The following is a 17,151-nucleotide window of genomic DNA, read 5'->3' on the forward strand; positions in this document are numbered from 1 at the left end:
GCTGTGGCGTCAACGTGTTCCGCTTCGCAAGCGACGGCGAGACATACTGTGTCAGATACGCAAACAATCCACGGCCCCGCGGGACGCCTGTCAGCGGATTGCAATGCGGCTTTGCCCCGAAACGGAGGCCGGCACCGAATCGCCATCGGCACTAAGCTTCCATATGCGAGATCCATCACATGACACGAGCGGAGGCCCGCGATGACGCAAAGCGAACAGGTGTATTCCGACGAGGAAATCCAGAAGAGGCTCGAAGGCCCGTTGCAGCACTGGTATCTGGAAGACGGCTGGTTGCGGCGCAAGTACCGCACGGAAAGCTGGAAAGGCACGCTGATGGTGGTCAACACGGTCGGCCACCTCGCCGAGGCCGCGTGGCATCACCCGGATCTGACGGTGTCGTATGCGTTCGTCATCGTGAAGCTGAAGACGCACACGGCGAAGGGCATCACGGACAAGGACTTCACGCTCGCCCGCAAGATCGAGGAAGTGATCCAGTGGCAGCCGGGCAAGGAGGGCGGTCCGCTCGAAGGTACGCCGTCGGACGATCAGCGTTTCCGCTATATCAAGTACGACGCGCCGAAGAGCTGAAGCGTTAAAAAGTCGAGGCGGCGAGAACGGCGCGCGCGGTCCTTCGGCCATGCGCGCGTGGAGCGCGACGCTGCCGTTTCGCAGCGAGCCGCGCGTGACACGCCGTGCCGCGATCGTGCAGCGCCGCGTAGCGGCTGTCTGTCACGCAGCTGTATCGCTGCTGTGTCATGGCTGTATCGCATTCGACACGCGATGTCGCTGCGAGCACGTCGACGGCCGCGCGTTGCGGCGCGCGATAACACCGCGCCGCCTCGCTGGAAGGCGTTGAGGCCCACGCCGATCCGCGCCCCATCGCCAGTGGTACGGCTCTTGCCTGACGATGGGAACGCCCCGGCTCGTCTGGCCGCCCCACGCACACCCCATTCGACAAGGAAGCTTTCGCATGCGGATGTCATCCGAACGCACGTCGGCCTTGCCAGCCCTCTCTGCGATCACCGTCGAAGCGCCCGGCCGCCTGCACATGGGCTTTCTTGATCCGGGCGCATCGCTCGGACGCGCGTTCGGCAGCGTCGGCGTCGTAATTGAAGGCTGCTGCACGCGCGTCACCGCGCGGCACGCCGACGACCGGCTGATCGAAGGCGAGCCCACGCCCGCGCAGCGCGAGCGCATCGAGCGCTATCTGGCGCAGCTGCACGACGCATACGGCGGGCCGCCCGTTTCCATCGCAGTGGAGCAGGCCGCGCGCGCCCATTGCGGCATCGGCTCGGGCACGCAGCTCGCGCTCGCGGTCGCGACTGCGTATGCGCGTCTCGCGGGCATCGACGCGACGAGTGCGGAACTCGCGCAGCGGCTCGGACGCGGCGTGCGCTCCGGCATCGGCGTGCTCGGCTTCGATCACGGCGGGCTGATCGTCGATGGCGGCCCTGGCCGCCCGGCATCCCGCAGCGGCGCGGATGCCGGATCGTCCGCGTCCCGCACCGCGATGCTGCCGCCGCTGCTCGCGCGCCAGCCCTTTCCCGACGACTGGCGCATCGTATTGATCGACGACACCACGCGCGAAGGCCTGCACGGCGAAGACGAACGGCGCGGCCTCGCCGCGTTGCCGCCGTTTCCGCAGACGCTCGCCGCGCACGTGTGCCACCAGTTGCTGATGCGCGTGCTGCCCGGCATGGCGCAAGGCGATTTCGATTCGTTCGCGGCCGGCGTCAGCGCGATCCAGCAGTCGATCGGCGAGTACTTCGCGCCCGTACAGGGCGGCGTGTATTCGAGTCCCGCCGTCGCGGCCGCATTGCGGGCGATCGGCGCGAACCAGACGGCGGGCATCGGGCAAAGCTCGTGGGGACCGACGGGCTTCGCCTTCGTGCAAAGCGCGCAGCGCGCCGACGAGGCGCTCGCCGCCGCACGCGCGGCCGCGCGCGCGTTTCCGGGCATCGTGTGCTCGGTCACGCGCGGGCGCAATCACGGCGCGCGCTTCTATGCCGTCCAGCAGCCGCACTTCGGCGTCGACGCCCGATGAGCCGCCCGATGAGCCGCCCGATAAGCCTCCCGATAAGCCGCCCGATAAGCCGCCCGATAAGCCAGCAATGAGCCAGCAATGAGCCCGAATCCGTCCTGCTCAGCCCGAATCGCCGCGCCCGCCGCCGGATCGAATCTGCGCGGCCCGACGGGTCGCGCGCACCCCCGCTACCGACACCCCCCAATGAGCCCACGCCATGTCCACAACCACCACTGAAAGGCCTTACATCCTGCACATGTTCACGCCGACGCCGCAGATGAGTCCGTTCGACGTCAACATGGCTGCCGATGCCGGTTATCAGATCGTCGTGCCGTACTGCGAGGTCGACGTGCGCAACGTCGTGCAGCTGACGCAGGACGCGATCTTCTCGCGCGGCCCGAAAGGCGTGTCGCGCACGGGCATCTTCATCGGCGGACGCGACGTGATGCTCGCGGCCGACATGCTCGACCGCGCGCGCGAAGCGATGGTGCCGCCGTTCGAAGTCTCCGTGTTCGCCGATCCGAGCGGCGCGTATACGACATCGGCGGCGCTCGTCGCGCTCGTCGAATGTCATCTGAAAGCGCAGTACGGCGAAGAACTGAAGGACAAGCAGGTGCTGATACTCGGCGGCACGGGCGCCGTCGGACGGATCACGGCGGCCATCGCGGCGACGCTCGGCGCGCATGTCACCATCGCGAGCCATTCCGATGCGGCGCGCGCCGAACGCGCGAGCCAGGACGTCGACGAACGCTTCGGCATCAAGACGACGGGCGTCGGCACGAGCACGCCCGATACGCTGCATGCCGCGCTCGCGCGCACCGATATCGTCTTCGCGACGGCGACGGCGGGCGTGCAGGTCGTGAGCGCCGCCGATCTCGCGCACGCACAGCGCCTGCTCGTCGCCGCCGACGTCAACGCGGTGCCGCCCGAAGGCATCGCGGGCGTGAACGTGATGGACGACGGCAAGCCGCTCGCGGGCGCCGCGCGGCCGGACGCGATCGGCATCGGCGCGCTTGCGATCGGCAACGTGAAGTACCAGGTCGAGCATCGCCTGTTCACGCGGATGCGCACGGCCGGCAAGCCCGCCTATCTGGGCTTCACGGAAGCGTTCGACGAAGCGCGCGCCGTCGTCGCCGAGCGCAGCTAGCGCGCGGCGGAACGAGGCGATGTCCGTGATCTCCGCGACCGCCGACCACTTCGCCGAGCCGCGCGCGCGGCCCGGTGCAGGCGCGCCGTTCGTTGCCGTGGCGGGGCTGTCGGCACGCATGCTCGCGCAGTCGGCGGCGCATGCGGGTTATCAGGTGGCCGCGCTCGATCTGTTCGGCGACCGCGATACGCGCCTTTACTCGAAGGTGTGGATCGATGTCGGCGGACAGGGCTTGTCGATCGATCGCGGCAAATTGCGAGCCGCGCTGGAGCGTGTCGCGCGCTTGCCGCGTCTGCTCGGCTTCGTGACGGGCAGCGGGCTCGAACCGCATATCGACTTCCTGCAACGCGCGGCGCAACTGCCCCGGCTGATCGGCAACGATGCCGACGCGACAGCCGCCGTGCGCGAGCCGCGCCGCTTCTTCGCACTGCTCGACGAGCTGGGCATCGCGCATCCTGACGTGGCGTTCGAGCGGCCCGAACATCCCGAAGGCTGGCTGCGCAAGCTGGCCGATGGCTGCGGCGGCACGCATATCCGCTCTGCGGTAAACGCAGATGCAGACACCGACTCTTCCTGCTACTTCCAGCGAATGAGCGCAGGGCTTTCGATGTCGGCGCTCTTTCTCGCCGCGCGGCGTGAAGCGTCGATCGTCGGCTATGCGGAGCAGCTTTGCGTTGCGAGCGGCGCGTTGCCTTATGTGCACGCGGGTTCGCTCGGGCCGGTCGATCTGCCCGCGCGCGTGACGGAACAGATCACATTCGCCGTGCGCGCGATTGCATCGCGCGCGAATCTGCGCGGTCTGCACAGCCTCGATTTCCTGCTCGACGGCGAGTCGGTCAGCGTGCTCGAAGTCAACGCGCGGCCTTCGTCGACGATGGCGCTGTACGAACGCGCATCGCGCGACGCGTGGCCGCGCGGTCTGCTTGCCGCGCATATCGACGCCTGCCTGCACGATCGCCTGCCCGACCCTCGCGTGAATGCGTCGATGAATGTGCCGATGAATGTGCCGATGAATGTGCCTTCATGCCGCGTCGCACAACAGGTCGTGTTCGCACCCGAAGCGTTCACGGCCACGCGCCGCTTCAGCGACACCTTGTACGTCGATCCCGTCTGCCACGACATCCCGAACGCTGGCACGCGGATCGAAGCGGGGCAGCCCGTCTGCACCGTGCTCGTCACGGGCGATTCGCGCGGCGCGCTGCAACGCGAGCTGCAACGTCAAACCCAGCGTCTCCTGCAACGCATCGAAACCTGCGCCGAGCCTTCCCATGAATTCGTCGACTCACATGGCTGAACCCAACGGCAATACTGGCATTACGCCTCCCATCGCCCGCGATGCGCCCAGCGTCAACGCGCTCGCCTCGCCGCTCGTCGCGCAGCTTCTGGCCGACGCCGCGCGGCTGCGCATCGCGTCGTCGCGTCATGCGTTCGGGCCGACCATCGTCGATGCGGGTGTCTCGATGCCTGGCTGCGTCGAAGCGGGCGTGCTGATCGCGCGCATCTGCATGGGCGGCCTCGGCCGCGTCGAGACCCGCGTGAGCACCGAACTCGAGCCGCTCTGGCCCGCGACGATCGAAGTGCACACGTCGTCGCCCGTGCTCGCTTGCCTCGGCAGCCAGTACGCGGGCTGGAGCCTGTCCGCGACCAAGGAGCAGAACAACGGCAAGAAGTTCTTCTCGCTCGGCTCCGGTCCGGCGCGCGCGCTGGCGGGCAAGGAGACGCTCTTCGACGAACTCGGCTATCGCGATCGCCACGACGCGGGCGTGCTCGTGATGGAAGTCGGCCAGCCGCCGCCGCAAGCCGTGCTGGAGAAGATCGTCAACGATTGCGGCCTCGCGCCCGGCCAGCTGACCGTGATCGTCACGCCGACACACTCTGTCGCAGGGACGGTGCAGGTCGTCGCGCGCGTCGTCGAAGTCGCGCTGCACAAGACGCATGTGCTCGGCGTGCCGCTCTCGGAGATCGTCGAAGCGAGCGGCACGGCGCCGCTGCCGCCGCCCGCGCCCGACGGCCTCGCCGCGATGGGCCGCACGAACGACGCGATCCTGTACGGCGGACGCGTGCAACTGACCGTGACACGCGATGCCGTCGCGCGGCGGGTCGCGGCCGAGTTGCCGTCGTCGAATTCGCGCGACTATGGGCGACCCTTCGCCGACATCTTCGCGTCGTTCAATCACGACTTCTATCAGATCGACCCGTCGCTGTTCGCGCCCGCCGAAGTGTGGGCGAGCAGCCTCGAAAGCGGCACCACGTATCGCGGCGGGCGGCTCGACGGGGCGTTGCTACAAGCGCTCTGGCAAGGCGACGCGTTCGCCTGCGCCGACGATCCCTCCGATGAAAACGCCGCCGGACCAGGCACGCCGGGCGTCACCACGCCGGGGGCGCCATGAGCGATCTGCCATCGGCGGGCGGCCTGCGCGTCGCGATCATGACGGACGAAACCGGCTGGCACACGAGCCGCCTCAAGAAGGCTTTTCGCGCGCGCGGCGTGGAGGCGCGCTGCGTCGATCTCGCCACATGCCGCATCGACACGACATGGTCGCCGTACGGCCTTGCGATTCCCGGCTTCGCGCGCGAGCTGCCCGATGCTGTCTTCGTGCGCGGCATCGCGGGCGGCACGTTCGAGCAGGTAACGCTGCGTCTCGGCGTCCTGCATGCGCTGCGCGAATGCGGCATCCCCGTCTATAACGACGCACGCGCGATCGAGCGCAGCGTCGACAAATCGATGACGAGCTTTCTGCTGCATCGCGCAGGCGTGCCGACGCCCGCCGCGTGGGCGACGGAATCGGCGGCGTTCGCGCAGCGCGTGCTGATGCGCGAGACGGCCGCGCGCCGCCAGGTCGTGCTCAAGCCGCTGTTCGGCTCGCAGGGCAAGGGGCTGCGGCGGCTCGGCGCAAGCGCGGCGCGCGACGGCACGCTGAAGCCGCTGCCACCGCTGCGCGGCTATCAGCAGGTCGCTTATCTGCAGCGGTTTGTCGATACGGCGGGAGCGAACCGCGCCGCTGGCGCGAGCCGCGCGGGCTTCGACTGGCGCGTGCTGGTGATCGGCGGCCGTGCTGTCGCAGCGATGCGGCGCGTCGGCGGCCGCGGCTGGATACACAACGTCGCGCGCGGCGCGCAGTGCGAACCCAGCGCGCTCGATCCGACGCACGCGGCCATCGCCGAGCGCGCGACGGCGGCGCTCGGCCTCGACTACGCAGGCGTCGATCTGATCCCCGATCCGTCGATGCCCGACGAAGCCGGCGTGCCGCTCGTGCTCGAAGTGAACGGTGTCGCGGCATGGCGCGGGCTGCAATCGGTGACACCCATCGATATTGCGGCTGCGCTCGTCGACGATCTGCTGGACCGCAAGCTCGCGGGCAGCCGCGCAGCGGCGCTTGCTGCATTGCCGCTCCATGCAGGCCGCTGACGATCCGCTCGCGCGTGCGCCCGAGGCGTTTCTGCGCGCGTGCCGGCTCGACGTCGAAACGGCGAAGCCGGGCAACGTCAGCATCGCCAGCGCGGGACACGGAATGGAAGCCGCGCAGTTCATCGCTAGCGCACATGCTGCTGCGCCCGCGCTCTTCGCGCGAGGCGCGAGCGTCGGCGCGCGCGTTCTCGATGCGGTGACGCGCACGCAGCAGGTTGCCCGCTGCAATACGAACCTCGGCATCGTGCTGCTGATCGCGCCGCTTGCTGCCGCGCTCGAAGTCGGCAACATAACGAAGCATGTCGCGTTGCAGGCATCGGAATGGCGCCGCTGCGTCGAGCGCGTGCTCGCGGCGCTCACGGTGGACGATGCGCGCGCCGCCTATCGCGCGATCGCGCTTGCGAATCCGGGCGGCCTCGGCGACGCGCCCGAACAATCGGTGCACGCGCCGCCGACCGTCGATCTGCGCGCGGCGATGGCGCTCGCCGCCGATCGCGACAGCATCGCGCGTCAATACGCGAACGGCTTCGCGGATGTGTTCGGCACCGGCCTCGATGCGATCGCGAAGTCGCATCGCGCGACGCCCGCCGCGCTCACGCTCGATGTCTTCCTCGCGTTCCTCGGCACGTGGCCCGACTCGCACATAGTGCGCAAGCATGGCGCGGCGGTGGCGCAAAGTGTCACGCAGGAGGCACGCCAGCGTCACGCTCGATGGCGCGCAACGGAGGACGCGCAGAGCGTCGCGCAACTCGATGCATGGGATGCCGAACTGAAGGCGCAAGGCGTCAACCCCGGCACGAGCGCCGACCTGACTGTCGCCACGCTCTTCATCGGCGCGCTGCTCGATCCGCTGCGCTTCGCAAGCGGGCATAGCTAGCCCAAAACGAACGGTCGCAAACGCTGATTGGCATGTTTCCTGTTAGACGAGAACGCGGTGCGTCCCCCTCATACAACTCGCGGCGGGCGTCACGCGTCGCGAGTTCGTCCCACGTAGACAGATCCCAATTCACTGGAGGAACAGCATGGCCAAGATCAACCGCGTCATGGTAGGCGAGTCGCTTATCGGCGAAGGCAACGAAGTGGCCCACATCGATTTGCTGATCGGGCCGCGAGGCTCCGCCGCCGAATCGGCTTTCTGCCACGCGCTCACCAACAACAAGGACGGCTTCACTTCGCTGCTTGCCGTCGTCGCGCCGAACCTGATGACGAAGCCCAATACCGTGTTGTTCAACAAGGTAACGATCAAGGGCGCCAAGCAGGCGGTGCAGATGTTCGGCCCGGCGCAGCATGCCGTGGCGCTCGCCGTCGCGGATTGCGTCGAAGACGGCACGATCCCGAAGGACGAAGCCGATGACCTGTTCATCTGCGTCGGCGTCTTCATCCACTGGGAAGCCGACGACGACAAGAAGATTCAGGAGTTCAACTACAAGGCGACGCGCGAAGCGCTCCAGCGCGCGGTAGCAGGCGAACCGAACGCCGCCGAAGTCGTAGCGAAGAAGGCGAGCGCCGCGCACCCGTTCGCGCCGAACTAGGCGCATTGAAGCGCAGTTCGGGCAGTGGCAGGCGTGTTGCGTGCGCGAGGCGCGGCAGGACGGAAGCGTTCTGCGGCGCCTCGCGTCGCGCGCTACTATCGATGTATGCAGAACGCTCAAGCAGAGGCTTTGACATGACCTCATGTTGTCGCGCGGGCATCGCGGTCGCGGCGCTCGCGTGTGTTTCGCTCATCGCGCCACTCGCATCGGCGGCCGGTTCCGCCGGCGGCGGCGCGCCCGCCAAAGGCTACGACTACCCGACGCAAGGCCGCGTCGAATACGTGCTCGGCTGCATGGACGACAACGGCCACGATTTCGCCAACGTCTACAAGTGCTCGTGCGTGGTCGACAAGATCGCGGCCGCGCTGCCCTATGACGAATACGTCGAGCAGATGACGTTCTCGAAGTACGCGTCGCTCGGTGGCGAAGGCGGCAACGAGTTCCGCGTCGACCGTGCGCGCGCGCAGACCAAAAAGTATCGTGCGTTGCAGGAAGAGGCCTATCAGGCATGCGGGCTCGCGAAGCCCTCGCCTTCCGCGTCGAAGTGATAACCGCGCGGTGAAACCCGCGCGGCGGCACGTTTAACACGGGCGAAGCGCAGTTGCGCAGTTGACAACCCGCCGACACCGGCGGGCACAGCGCGTGCATGCTATGCGTGGCCGTCGCCGCGCCGCCGTTCGATGATCACGCCGACGGCGGCGACGTCGTCGAACTTCGCGGGCTTGCACAGCTTCACACGCACCCAGTGCGCGCCGAATCTCGCGATCAGCAATTGCGCGATCCGCTCGGCCAGCGCCTCGAGTAACTGGACTTTGTGCGTTGCAAGAAGCGTGTGCAGTTCCGCTCGCACGGCGGCGTAATTGATCGTATCGCCGATCTGATCCGTCTCGCACGCGCGCAGCGACGGCACGCCGATCGACAGATCCAGCTGTATGGGCTGCGGCTCGTGCAGTTCGTCCGTGTCGATGCCGATCACCGTCTGCGCGACGAATCCCTCGATATACACGATGTCGAGCGCGGCGCGCGGCGCGGCGGCCGGCTCCGTCCGATCGGCGGGCGCGGGCATCGGGCGCGCGCTCGACGGCAGCACGACAGTGAAATGGAGGGGACTGCTGGCTGGATTGAAACGGTCCATGTATGTGCTCCACCTTGGGCGCATCGTCGTTGATGAAGCCGCGCGCAGCGCCGCGGCGCGTTGCCGGGTCCAATCGGCCTCTGATGCAGGAAGACCCGGCCGGTGATCCGAAGCAAAAAGCACGCGCACTGGCACATACTGGTACGACTATTTATTGATGTATCGCGACACGGGTTGTACAGTGGTTGCTGAGTGCTCTTGAACGCATTCAAATGACATATCAAGCGGTTCATCCACGCGCGCGACAGACGCGCGGCACATCGGAAGTACACGGGGAAACACTTACATACAGCGCCGGCCGTCGCGCCTCGACATGTCGAAGCGGGTATCGAGCCGGACGCATCGGAGACGCCCCTGATGTCATCGCTCGTTGACATAGATTCGCACGTCCGGGATGTACTGAACATCGTCAACAACAAGTCTGCCACGTGTTCGATGAGCCCGTCGGTGGCGCAGTCGTGGACGCGCTGCCTCGTCGAATTCGGCCTGGACCCCGGACGTTTCGTGATGCCGCCCGTGCTCACGGAGCACGAACTGACCATGGCCCGCGAAGCAGCGGGCGATCTGATTGCCTGCTCGAAGCTGGAAATGACGACGCTCTATCAGCAGCTCGCCGATCCGGAACTGGCCGTGATCCTCGTCGATGCGAACGGCGTGATCGTCCATCAGGTTTCGTCGGTGCCGTTCGGCGAGACGGTCGCCGCCGACGGACTGCGCGCGGGCGCCGTCTGGAGCGAGCGCGAAGCGGGCACGAACGGCATGGGCACGTGCCTCACCGAACGCGAGTGTCTCGCTGTTTATCAGCACGAGCATTTCTATCCGCGCTATACGTCGCTCACCTGCTCGGCTGCGCCCATCTTCGACGAACGTGGCTCGATAGTCGGCGTGCTCGACGTGACGAGCCGCTCGAAGATGCTGCAGCAGCATTCGCTCGTGCTCGTCGGCATGTCACGGCAGATGATCGAGAACCGGCTGATCGACTCGCGCTACCGGCGCGCGAACACGGTCCACTTCCATAGCCGTCCCGAGTTCGTCGGCACACTGCACGCGGGCAAGCTCGCCGTCGACGACGAAGGCGTCGTGCTCGCGGCCAATCGCAGCGCGCTGTTCCAGCTCGATCTGCGCTCGCCCGACCAGCTGTGCGGCAAGCGCATCGAAGAAGCGTTCAGCGCGACGCTCGAAGACATGATCGCGCGCAGCATTCGCGGCTCGTTCCATCCGATCACCGTGTATAGCGCGCATGCGAACAACCGCTTCTTCCTGATCGCGCAGACGCCGCGTGACGCAACCACGCTTGCGGGCGCGAATCACGCAACGACGAGCATCGCGCGCGGGCCATGGAGCGACGTGTCGATCAACCGCAGTGGGCGCGCGAAGAGCGCGCGTGACGCACGCGATGTGAAACCCGCCGCAGCGGGACTCGACAAGCTGTCGCATCTGGAGTTCGGCGATCCGCGCATGGCCGCGCAGAGCCAGCTGGCCGCACGCGTGATCCAGCGCAAGATCCCCATCATCCTCAGAGGCCAGACGGGCACGGGCAAGGAAGTGTTCGCGAATGCGCTGCACAGCATCAGCCCGAACTCGGCGGGCAGCTTCGTCGCGGTGAACTGCGCGTCGTTGCCGGAAACGCTGATCGAGAGCGAGCTGTTCGGCTATCGCGCGGGCGCGTTCACGGGTGCGCAGCGTGAAGGACGGCGCGGCAAGATCGTGCAGGCGAACAACGGCACGCTGTTCCTCGACGAAATCGGCGACATGCCGATGGCCTTGCAGGCGCGTCTGCTGCGCGTGCTGGAAGAGCACGAGGTGACGCCGCTCGGCGCGGAAACGACGATCAAGGTCGACTTCCAGCTGATCAGCGCGAGCCACCGCAATCTGCTCGATCTGGTGCAGCGCGGGCTCTTCCGCGAAGACCTGTACTACCGTCTGAACGGGATCGAAATCAATCTGCCGCCGCTGTGCGAGCGCGCCGATCTGCTGCCGCTCATTCACCATCTGCTCGAAAGCGAATCCGACGATCCGCCCGAACTCAGCGCCGAAGCGCGCCACGTGCTGCTCAATTACTCGTGGCCGGGCAACATCCGGCAATTGAGGCACGTGCTGCAAATGGCGATCGCGCTGTGCGACGGGCCGGAGATCCGATGCATGCATCTGCCGGCGGAGATCGTCGGCGAGATCAACGGCAACAACGGCAACAACGCCGCGCATCCGCGCGCATCGGCTCCCGCGCTCGCCGGACCGGCACGCGCGCCCGCGCCGCCGTTCGACGACGAGACCGATCTTTCCGCGCTCAACGCAATCCAGATCAAGGAGCGCGAAACGGTGCTCGCGATGCTCGACGAGCATCGCTGGAACGTGAGCAACGTCGCGAAGACGCTCGGCATCAGCCGCAACACGTTGTACCGGAAGATGCACAGGTTGCACATCCGGCTTTCGCACGACGGCTCGCAGGCTCCGACGGACGTTGCGCCCGGCGCATGAGTGGCATGTGAATCACGCATGAATGCACCGTCGCCCGCCCGCCGCCCCGGCGATTTCCGCCCCGACGCGCGCTTTGCGTGGTGCATCACGGGCTCCGGCCATATGCTCGAAGAATCGATCGACGTGGCGCTCGCGCTGCCGGGCGTCGATCTGTTTCTGTCGGCGGCCGGCGAAGAAGTGCTGCCGCTCTACGGCTGGCCCGTGCCGAAGCTGCGCGAGCACTTTCGCGTGATGCGCGACAACAGCGCTAGCAGCGTGCCCGTCGGCATGCTGTACGAGGGCTTTTATCACACAGTCGTGATCGCGCCCGCGACCAGCAACACGGTCGCCAAGTGCGCGCTCGGCATCTCCGACACGCTGCCGACCAATCTCTACGCGCAAGCGGGCAAGCAGTGCGTGCCCGGCATCGTTTTCGCATGCGACACCGAGCCGAGCGTGATCACGCAAAGCCCGCACGAGTGGGTCGAAGTGCGGCCGCGCGCGCTCGAACTGGAAAACGTCGAACGGCTTGCGCGCATCGAGCACACGACCGTCGCGCGCTCGCTCGACGAATTGCGCGCGGCATTGAGCGAACGGCTATCGAACCTCGGGCTCGCATGGAACACATCGTCTTCCTGACAGGCAGGCTCGCCGAAAAAAGCGTCGTGCAGGTGCTGGAAGGCATGGCGAACGCGCCGTTCACGTGGGAAGTGCGCGAAATCGGCTTGCAGGTCGCCGCGCTGATGACGGCCGATATGATCCGCCGGCGCGTCGCACTGCCACTGCGCGCCGATCGCATGATCGTGCCGGGCCGCTGCCGTGGTGACCTCGACGCGTTGAGCGAGCATTTCGGCGTGCCCGTCGAACGCGGACCGGAAGAAGCGAAGGACTTGCCGCAGCACTTCGGGCAGGCCGCGCGAAAGTTCGACCTGTCGCGCTACTCGACGGAAATCTTCGCGGAGATCGTCGATGCGCCGCGGCTCGATCTCGACGGCATCGCGGCGCGCGCGAAGCTGTATGCGGAGCAAGGCGCGGATGTAATCGACGTGGGCTGTCTGCCCGACACGCCCTTTCCGCATCTCGAAGACACGGTGCGCATGCTGAAGGCAAGCGGCTATCGCGTGAGCGTCGATTCGATGGTCGCCGACGAACTGTTGCGCGGCGGCCGCTCGGGCGCCGACTACCTGATGAGCCTGAGCGCCGACACGCTATGGATCGCCGATGAAGTAAGCGCGACGCCGATCGTGGTCGGACGCGAGCCGGGCGATACGGCGTCGCTGCATCAGGCCATCGACGCGATGCTCAAACGCGGCCGGCCCTTTCTCGCCGATCCCATCCTCGATCCGATTCCGTTTGGTTTCGCCGCGTCGATTGCGCGATACGTCGCGCTGCGCGAGCGGTATCCGGATATCGCGATCATGCTCGGCGTCGGCAACCTCACCGAACTGACCGAGGCCGACACGAGCGGGATCAACGCGGTGCTGCTGGGCATCGCGGCCGAGTTGAACGTGTCCGCCGTGCTGACGACTTCCGTCAGCCTGCATGCGCGGCGCGCGGTGCGCGAGGCCGATGTCGCGCGGCGTGTGATGCATGCCGCGCACGACGCGCAAGTGCTGCCCAAGGGCATCGACCCGGCACTTTCCGCGCTGCATGCGAAGCGACCTTTTCCGTACGATGCCCATGAAATCGCCGCATTCGCCGCACAGGTGCGCGATCCGAATTTCCGCGTGCAGGTAACGACGGACGGCATTCATGTGTACAACCGCGAGATGCATCTCGTCGATGGCGATCCGTTCGCGCTGTATCCGCATCTGAAGCTCGAACACGACGGCGGCCACGCGTTTTATATGGGCGTGCAGACGGCGCGCGCCGAAATCGCGTGGGAGCTGGGCAAGCGTTTCGATCAGGATCAGCCGCTGGATTGGGGATGCCAGGTCGATCGGCCGGAAGAGAATCTCGATGTGTGGTGCGGGCCGGGGACGACGAGGAAAAAGGGCGCTTCTTCGTAACGTCGCGCCTCCTGGTGCCTGAGTGTGTGCAAGAAAAAAAGCTGACGGCCCCGCGCGGGGTACGGTCTACAGGCCGTCAGCCAACCACACAACTGAGACGCACGACAACACGCCCCCGCCAGCGTCACATACTCACACCCTCGCCTGCCGGTCGCGCAACTGCAGGATCATCGGCGTGAAGATAAGTTGCATCGCCAGGCCCATCTTGCCGCCGGGCACGACGATCACATTCGGCCGCGACATGAACGAGTCGTGCAGCATCGTCAGCAGATACGGAAAGTCGATGCCCTTCGGCTTCGAAAACCGGATCACGACGAAGCTCTCATCGGGCTGCGGAATCTCCCGCGCGGTGAACGGATTCGACGTATCGACGGTCGGCACGCGCTGGAAATTGACATGCGTGCGCGAGAACTGCGGACAGATGTAATTCACGTAGTCGGGCATGCGCCGCAGGATCGTATCGACGACGGCCTCATGCGAATAACCGCGCAGCGTCTGATCACGATGCAGCTTCTGGATCCACTCAAGGTTGATGATCGGCACGACGCCGACGAGCAGATCCGCATGCTGTGCGATGTCGACCTTGCTGGTCACGGCCGCACCATGGAGCCCTTCGTAGAACATCATGTCCGTATCCGGCGGAATGTCCTGCCAGGGCGTGAACGTTCCCGGGTCCTGCTTGTAGACGATGGCGTCCGCATCGTCGTGCACGTACCGCCGGAACTGGCCGGTGCCCGACGCGCCATAGCTCGAAAACAGCTGCTCCAGCTCTTCGAGCAGATTCGCATCGGGGCCGAAATGGCTGAAATTTCGGACGCCGTCCTGCTCGCTCTGCCGCAGCGCTTCGCGCATGCCGAGACGGTCATACCGGTGGAACGCATCCCCTTCGATGATCTGCGCATTGATCTTCTCCCTGCGAAAAATGTGCGCGAAGCTTTTCATGACGGTGGTCGTGCCCGCGCCGCTCGATCCCGTCACCGCGACGATCGGATGTCTGACTGACATACGTTGTCTCCTGTCGGCTGGAGTTAGTGCTTCAGCACTTACTCCAGCCCCATGCAGAGCTGTCGGCTGGAGTTAGTGCTTCAGCACTTACTCCAGCCCCATGCAGAGCACTTACTCTGGTCCCATGCAAAACGTCGATGGCAGCAAGCGCTTCAGCGCTACTGCCGTCCTATGCAAGCAACGCGTCAGACCGACGCTTCCGGAAGGAACAACGAGCGCTCACGAAAAAGCGGCGACGTAAAAGGCGCGTCGATGCCCAGATCGTGCTCGCGGTGATAACGGCCGATGCGCGCCACTTCGTTCGCCGAGCCGAGTATCAGCGGCATGCGCTCGTGGAACGCGCGCGGCGCGGCATCGAGCACGCGCTCGCGTCCCGTCGTCGCCATGCCGCCCGCCTGCTCGACGAGAAAGCCGAGCGGGCTCGCGTCGTAGACGGCGGAGAGCCGCCCGCGCATCGCGGAGCGCGTCCGGTAGTCGCGCGGCATCAGGAAGAGCCCGCCGCGCATCAGGATGCGATGCACTTCGGGCACCAGCGCATCGCTCCAGCGCAGGCTGAAATCGCGGTCGCGGCAGCCCGCGCGGCCTTCCCGGCACTCGTGCACATAGCGGCGCACGGGCGGTTCCCAGAAGCGCTCGTTGGAGGCGTCGACGGCAATCTCGCCCGTGTCCTCGGGAATTCGGATCGACGGATGCGTGAGCACGAACTCGTCCGTGTCGCCATCGAGCGTGAAGCCGTGCGTGCCCTCGCCGAGCGTGAAGACGAGAATCGTCGCCGGACCGTAGATCGTGTAGCCCGCTGCCGCCTGCTCGCGGCCCAATTGAAGGAACGACGCGCCGAAAACTTCGCCATTGTGTTCGCCGTCGGACTCGACAGACGCGCCGCCACGAAGCGCGCGGTTCGGCGCATCGCTGCCTTGCGACTGCACGCGCATCACCGAAAAGATCGAACCCGCCGTGCCGTTGATGTCCGCGTTCCAAGGGCAGTTCAGCGGATCGAATGCGAGCTGGTAGGCGGGGCTGTTCGCGTCGTTCGCCCCGGCGCTGCGCGAAGCCGTTTCCGTCAGCTTGCGCCGACGCGCGGAGTACGCGAGCACGGCGCCGCCTGCGACGAAATCGGCGTGCGCGCTCTCGCCGAGCGTGCCGCGAGCGAGAGCGGCCGCGATCGTCTTCACCGATGCGGCGACTTCATGCAGCACCGCCTGCAACGCGGTGGGCGGCCGCGTCGACATCGGATGCCCGGCATCGCCGCTCAGGAACCTCGTCAACGTAATGTTTGCGTGACGCATGATGCTCTCCTGCGAAGTGGGTAACTCGGGTTCGGTGGCGTGGCTCGCCTCGTCACCGATAGATTCGGAGAACACGCTGCTCGCGCGGATATCGGCGGCGTCAGCAGCGTCAGCGCGGCGGGGTCGGCGCTCGCGCCGCTGCTCGGCGTATCCGCGAGCAGGCGATTGGCCTCGCGCAGGCGCGCGCGGTCCCCGGGCGCGCGTCCGACGAGCCGCCGCTGTGCGGCGAATTCGCCGATACGCGTCCTGATAGGCGCGAGACCGCCCGGATCGCGGTCGATTTCGTCAGGCACGCCAGCGATACCCGATTTGCGAAAGAGAGCGAGCAGATCGACTTGCTGCTGCGCGCCAGGCGCTTGCGCTTTCGTCTGCGCTTCGAGCCCGGTCTCGGGCTTCGCTTTGGAGTCCGCTATTAGCTCCGCTTTGGGCTCCGCTTTCGCGTCTTTAACGACGGCGTTCATGACGATGTCTCCCTGTCGACCACAGCTGGCATATCGACGGGAGTTGGCGCGTCGACCAGAGTTTGGCGCTTTGGCGCCTTACTCTTGTCCCGCGCTTACTCCCGTTTCATGCCTTACTCGGGTCCCATGCAAGATGGTTGCCGTATCGCGTTTTTAGCTGGCGCGTCATGGAGGCAATCGGACGCTGGCGCGGTGCGGCGTGCGCCTTCGTCAGCGAATAGCGCTGCGCGCGCCTTATGGGAAATGCTCGCGGGCATCGACGTCCGCGAGCCTTGCAGGTCAATGTAGGCGGCACGCGGGATGAAGTGAATTCACGATTTTTTTCAGCAGGCTTAAGCGATCCGTTAAGACGCGTGCACATAACGCAAAATGCGCCCACAATGGGATATCGGCTCGTGGAACACTTTGCTGCGGTTCCGCTACAGTAAGGCGCGTAAGCTGGTTCGGGGCGCGTCGCAAAGTACCATTTCCGGCAGTTTGGGTGTCTGGTACGGCAGTTGCATGAGCAACATGGGCCGACGCGATCGGGTGTCCTGTAAGTCACAGAGGGCGTCGGTCGCAATGGGACCGCCGTTTCACTCGTAAAGGAGGACGACTATGCAATGGACTACCCCTGGCTACACCGATATGCGTTTCGGCTTTGAAGTCACGATGTATATCGCTACTAGATAGCCGGCCGGGGCCGGC

Annotated in this window: 17 protein-coding genes; 13 read left to right on the forward strand and 4 right to left on the reverse strand. The window is 66.2% G+C overall.

What is annotated here, in order from left to right; all coding sequences use genetic code 11:
• Positions 1–201 precede the first annotated feature (201 nt).
• The 9 genes from GCT13_RS25885 (at position 202) to GCT13_RS25925 (ending at position 8,659) form a co-directional block, all read left to right on the forward strand.
• The gene (locus GCT13_RS25885) at positions 202–588 is read left to right on the forward strand and encodes a 4a-hydroxytetrahydrobiopterin dehydratase (protein ID WP_152762971.1); all 387 of its coding nucleotides are present in this window, start codon (positions 202–204) and stop codon (positions 586–588) included.
• A gap of 382 nt (positions 589–970) precedes the next feature.
• Positions 971–2,044, forward strand: coding sequence for a beta-ribofuranosylaminobenzene 5'-phosphate synthase family protein (locus GCT13_RS25890; protein WP_152762973.1), 1,074 nt, complete (start codon positions 971–973; stop codon positions 2,042–2,044).
• 196 nt (positions 2,045–2,240) lie between these two features.
• The gene (locus GCT13_RS25895; RefSeq protein WP_152762975.1) at positions 2,241–3,170 is read left to right on the forward strand and encodes an NAD(P)-dependent methylenetetrahydromethanopterin dehydrogenase; all 930 of its coding nucleotides are present in this window, start codon (positions 2,241–2,243) and stop codon (positions 3,168–3,170) included.
• A 19-nt stretch (positions 3,171–3,189) separates the two neighbouring features.
• On the forward strand, positions 3,190–4,464 hold the full coding sequence (locus GCT13_RS25900) for an ATP-grasp domain-containing protein (protein ID WP_152762977.1): 1,275 nt from the start codon (positions 3,190–3,192) through the stop codon (positions 4,462–4,464).
• Positions 4,439–5,560, forward strand: a complete 1,122-nt coding sequence (gene mch, locus GCT13_RS25905; RefSeq protein ID WP_152762979.1) for a methenyltetrahydromethanopterin cyclohydrolase — start codon at positions 4,439–4,441, stop codon at positions 5,558–5,560. The genes GCT13_RS25900 and mch overlap by 26 nt, the downstream gene beginning before the upstream one ends.
• Positions 5,557–6,579: an ATP-grasp domain-containing protein gene (locus tag GCT13_RS25910; RefSeq protein WP_152762981.1), complete on the forward strand. Its 1,023-nt coding sequence runs from the start codon at positions 5,557–5,559 to the stop codon at positions 6,577–6,579. Before mch ends, GCT13_RS25910 begins: the two co-directional genes overlap by 4 nt.
• Entirely contained in the window at positions 6,566–7,456 is an 891-nt protein-coding gene (locus tag GCT13_RS25915; RefSeq protein ID WP_152762983.1) for a triphosphoribosyl-dephospho-CoA synthase, read from the forward strand. The genes GCT13_RS25910 and GCT13_RS25915 overlap by 14 nt, the downstream gene beginning before the upstream one ends.
• 145 nt (positions 7,457–7,601) lie before the next feature.
• A complete protein-coding gene (gene fae / locus GCT13_RS25920; RefSeq protein ID WP_152762985.1) occupies positions 7,602–8,111 on the forward strand; it encodes a formaldehyde-activating enzyme in 510 nt (169 codons plus the stop codon).
• Between the two features lie 134 nt (positions 8,112–8,245).
• On the forward strand, positions 8,246–8,659 hold the full coding sequence (locus tag GCT13_RS25925; protein ID WP_152762987.1) for a hypothetical protein: 414 nt from the start codon (positions 8,246–8,248) through the stop codon (positions 8,657–8,659).
• A 101-nt stretch (positions 8,660–8,760) separates the two neighbouring features.
• Here GCT13_RS25925 and GCT13_RS25930 read toward each other — a convergent pair whose 3' ends face one another.
• Positions 8,761–9,246 carry a dihydroneopterin aldolase gene (locus GCT13_RS25930; RefSeq protein ID WP_152762989.1) on the reverse strand — a complete coding sequence of 162 codons (486 nt, stop codon included), beginning with the start codon at positions 9,244–9,246 and terminating at the stop codon, positions 8,761–8,763.
• 357 nt (positions 9,247–9,603) lie between these two features.
• Between GCT13_RS25930 and GCT13_RS25935 the strand changes: the two genes are divergently transcribed.
• The 3 genes from GCT13_RS25935 to GCT13_RS25945 are packed head-to-tail and all read left to right on the forward strand — an operon-like array spanning position 9,604 to position 13,712.
• Entirely contained in the window at positions 9,604–11,724 is a 2,121-nt protein-coding gene (locus GCT13_RS25935) for a sigma-54-dependent Fis family transcriptional regulator (RefSeq protein WP_152762991.1), read from the forward strand.
• An 18-nt stretch (positions 11,725–11,742) separates the two neighbouring features.
• Positions 11,743–12,342, forward strand: coding sequence for a flavoprotein (locus tag GCT13_RS25940; protein ID WP_152762993.1), 600 nt, complete (start codon positions 11,743–11,745; stop codon positions 12,340–12,342).
• On the forward strand, positions 12,321–13,712 hold the full coding sequence (locus GCT13_RS25945) for a DUF6513 domain-containing protein (protein WP_152762995.1): 1,392 nt from the start codon (positions 12,321–12,323) through the stop codon (positions 13,710–13,712). Before GCT13_RS25940 ends, GCT13_RS25945 begins: the two co-directional genes overlap by 22 nt.
• A gap of 132 nt (positions 13,713–13,844) precedes the next feature.
• Here GCT13_RS25945 and GCT13_RS25950 read toward each other — a convergent pair whose 3' ends face one another.
• The 3 genes from GCT13_RS25950 to GCT13_RS49510 form a co-directional block, all read right to left on the reverse strand.
• Positions 13,845–14,717 carry a phosphoribulokinase gene (locus GCT13_RS25950; RefSeq protein WP_152762997.1) on the reverse strand — a complete coding sequence of 291 codons (873 nt, stop codon included), beginning with the start codon at positions 14,715–14,717 and terminating at the stop codon, positions 13,845–13,847.
• A gap of 185 nt (positions 14,718–14,902) precedes the next feature.
• Positions 14,903–16,003 (reverse strand): class 1 fructose-bisphosphatase, encoded by a 1,101-nt coding sequence (locus GCT13_RS25955; protein ID WP_152763070.1) that lies wholly within the window; start codon positions 16,001–16,003, stop codon positions 14,903–14,905.
• A complete protein-coding gene (locus tag GCT13_RS49510; protein WP_227747011.1) occupies positions 15,979–16,464 on the reverse strand; it encodes a hypothetical protein in 486 nt (161 codons plus the stop codon). Before GCT13_RS49510 ends, GCT13_RS25955 begins: the two co-directional genes overlap by 25 nt.
• A 597-nt stretch (positions 16,465–17,061) precedes the next feature.
• Between GCT13_RS49510 and pqqA the strand changes: the two genes are divergently transcribed.
• Positions 17,062–17,136 (forward strand): pyrroloquinoline quinone precursor peptide PqqA, encoded by a 75-nt coding sequence (gene pqqA / locus GCT13_RS25970; RefSeq protein WP_082426903.1) that lies wholly within the window; start codon positions 17,062–17,064, stop codon positions 17,134–17,136.
• Positions 17,137–17,151: the final 15 nt, after the last annotated feature.

It is taken from the genome of Paraburkholderia franconis (genome assembly GCF_009362735.1).
Taxonomy (GTDB): Bacteria; Pseudomonadota; Gammaproteobacteria; order Burkholderiales; family Burkholderiaceae; genus Paraburkholderia; species Paraburkholderia franconis.

Coding starts and splice junctions, on each gene's coding strand:
- GCT13_RS25885 (WP_152762971.1), top strand. CDS start 202: ATGACGCAAAGCGAACAGGTGTATTCCGACGAGGAAATCCAGAAGAGG.
- GCT13_RS25890 (WP_152762973.1), top strand. CDS start 971: ATGCGGATGTCATCCGAACGCACGTCGGCCTTGCCAGCCCTCTCTGCG.
- GCT13_RS25895 (WP_152762975.1), top strand. CDS start 2,241: ATGTCCACAACCACCACTGAAAGGCCTTACATCCTGCACATGTTCACG.
- GCT13_RS25900 (WP_152762977.1), top strand. CDS start 3,190: ATGTCCGTGATCTCCGCGACCGCCGACCACTTCGCCGAGCCGCGCGCG.
- mch (WP_152762979.1), top strand. CDS start 4,439: ATGAATTCGTCGACTCACATGGCTGAACCCAACGGCAATACTGGCATT.
- GCT13_RS25910 (WP_152762981.1), top strand. CDS start 5,557: ATGAGCGATCTGCCATCGGCGGGCGGCCTGCGCGTCGCGATCATGACG.
- GCT13_RS25915 (WP_152762983.1), top strand. CDS start 6,566: ATGCAGGCCGCTGACGATCCGCTCGCGCGTGCGCCCGAGGCGTTTCTG.
- fae (WP_152762985.1), top strand. CDS start 7,602: ATGGCCAAGATCAACCGCGTCATGGTAGGCGAGTCGCTTATCGGCGAA.
- GCT13_RS25925 (WP_152762987.1), top strand. CDS start 8,246: ATGACCTCATGTTGTCGCGCGGGCATCGCGGTCGCGGCGCTCGCGTGT.
- GCT13_RS25930 (WP_152762989.1), bottom strand. CDS start 9,246: ATGGACCGTTTCAATCCAGCCAGCAGTCCCCTCCATTTCACTGTCGTG.
- GCT13_RS25935 (WP_152762991.1), top strand. CDS start 9,604: ATGTCATCGCTCGTTGACATAGATTCGCACGTCCGGGATGTACTGAAC.
- GCT13_RS25940 (WP_152762993.1), top strand. CDS start 11,743: ATGAATGCACCGTCGCCCGCCCGCCGCCCCGGCGATTTCCGCCCCGAC.
- GCT13_RS25945 (WP_152762995.1), top strand. CDS start 12,321: ATGGAACACATCGTCTTCCTGACAGGCAGGCTCGCCGAAAAAAGCGTC.
- GCT13_RS25950 (WP_152762997.1), bottom strand. CDS start 14,717: ATGTCAGTCAGACATCCGATCGTCGCGGTGACGGGATCGAGCGGCGCG.
- GCT13_RS25955 (WP_152763070.1), bottom strand. CDS start 16,003: ATGCGTCACGCAAACATTACGTTGACGAGGTTCCTGAGCGGCGATGCC.
- GCT13_RS49510 (WP_227747011.1), bottom strand. CDS start 16,464: ATGAACGCCGTCGTTAAAGACGCGAAAGCGGAGCCCAAAGCGGAGCTA.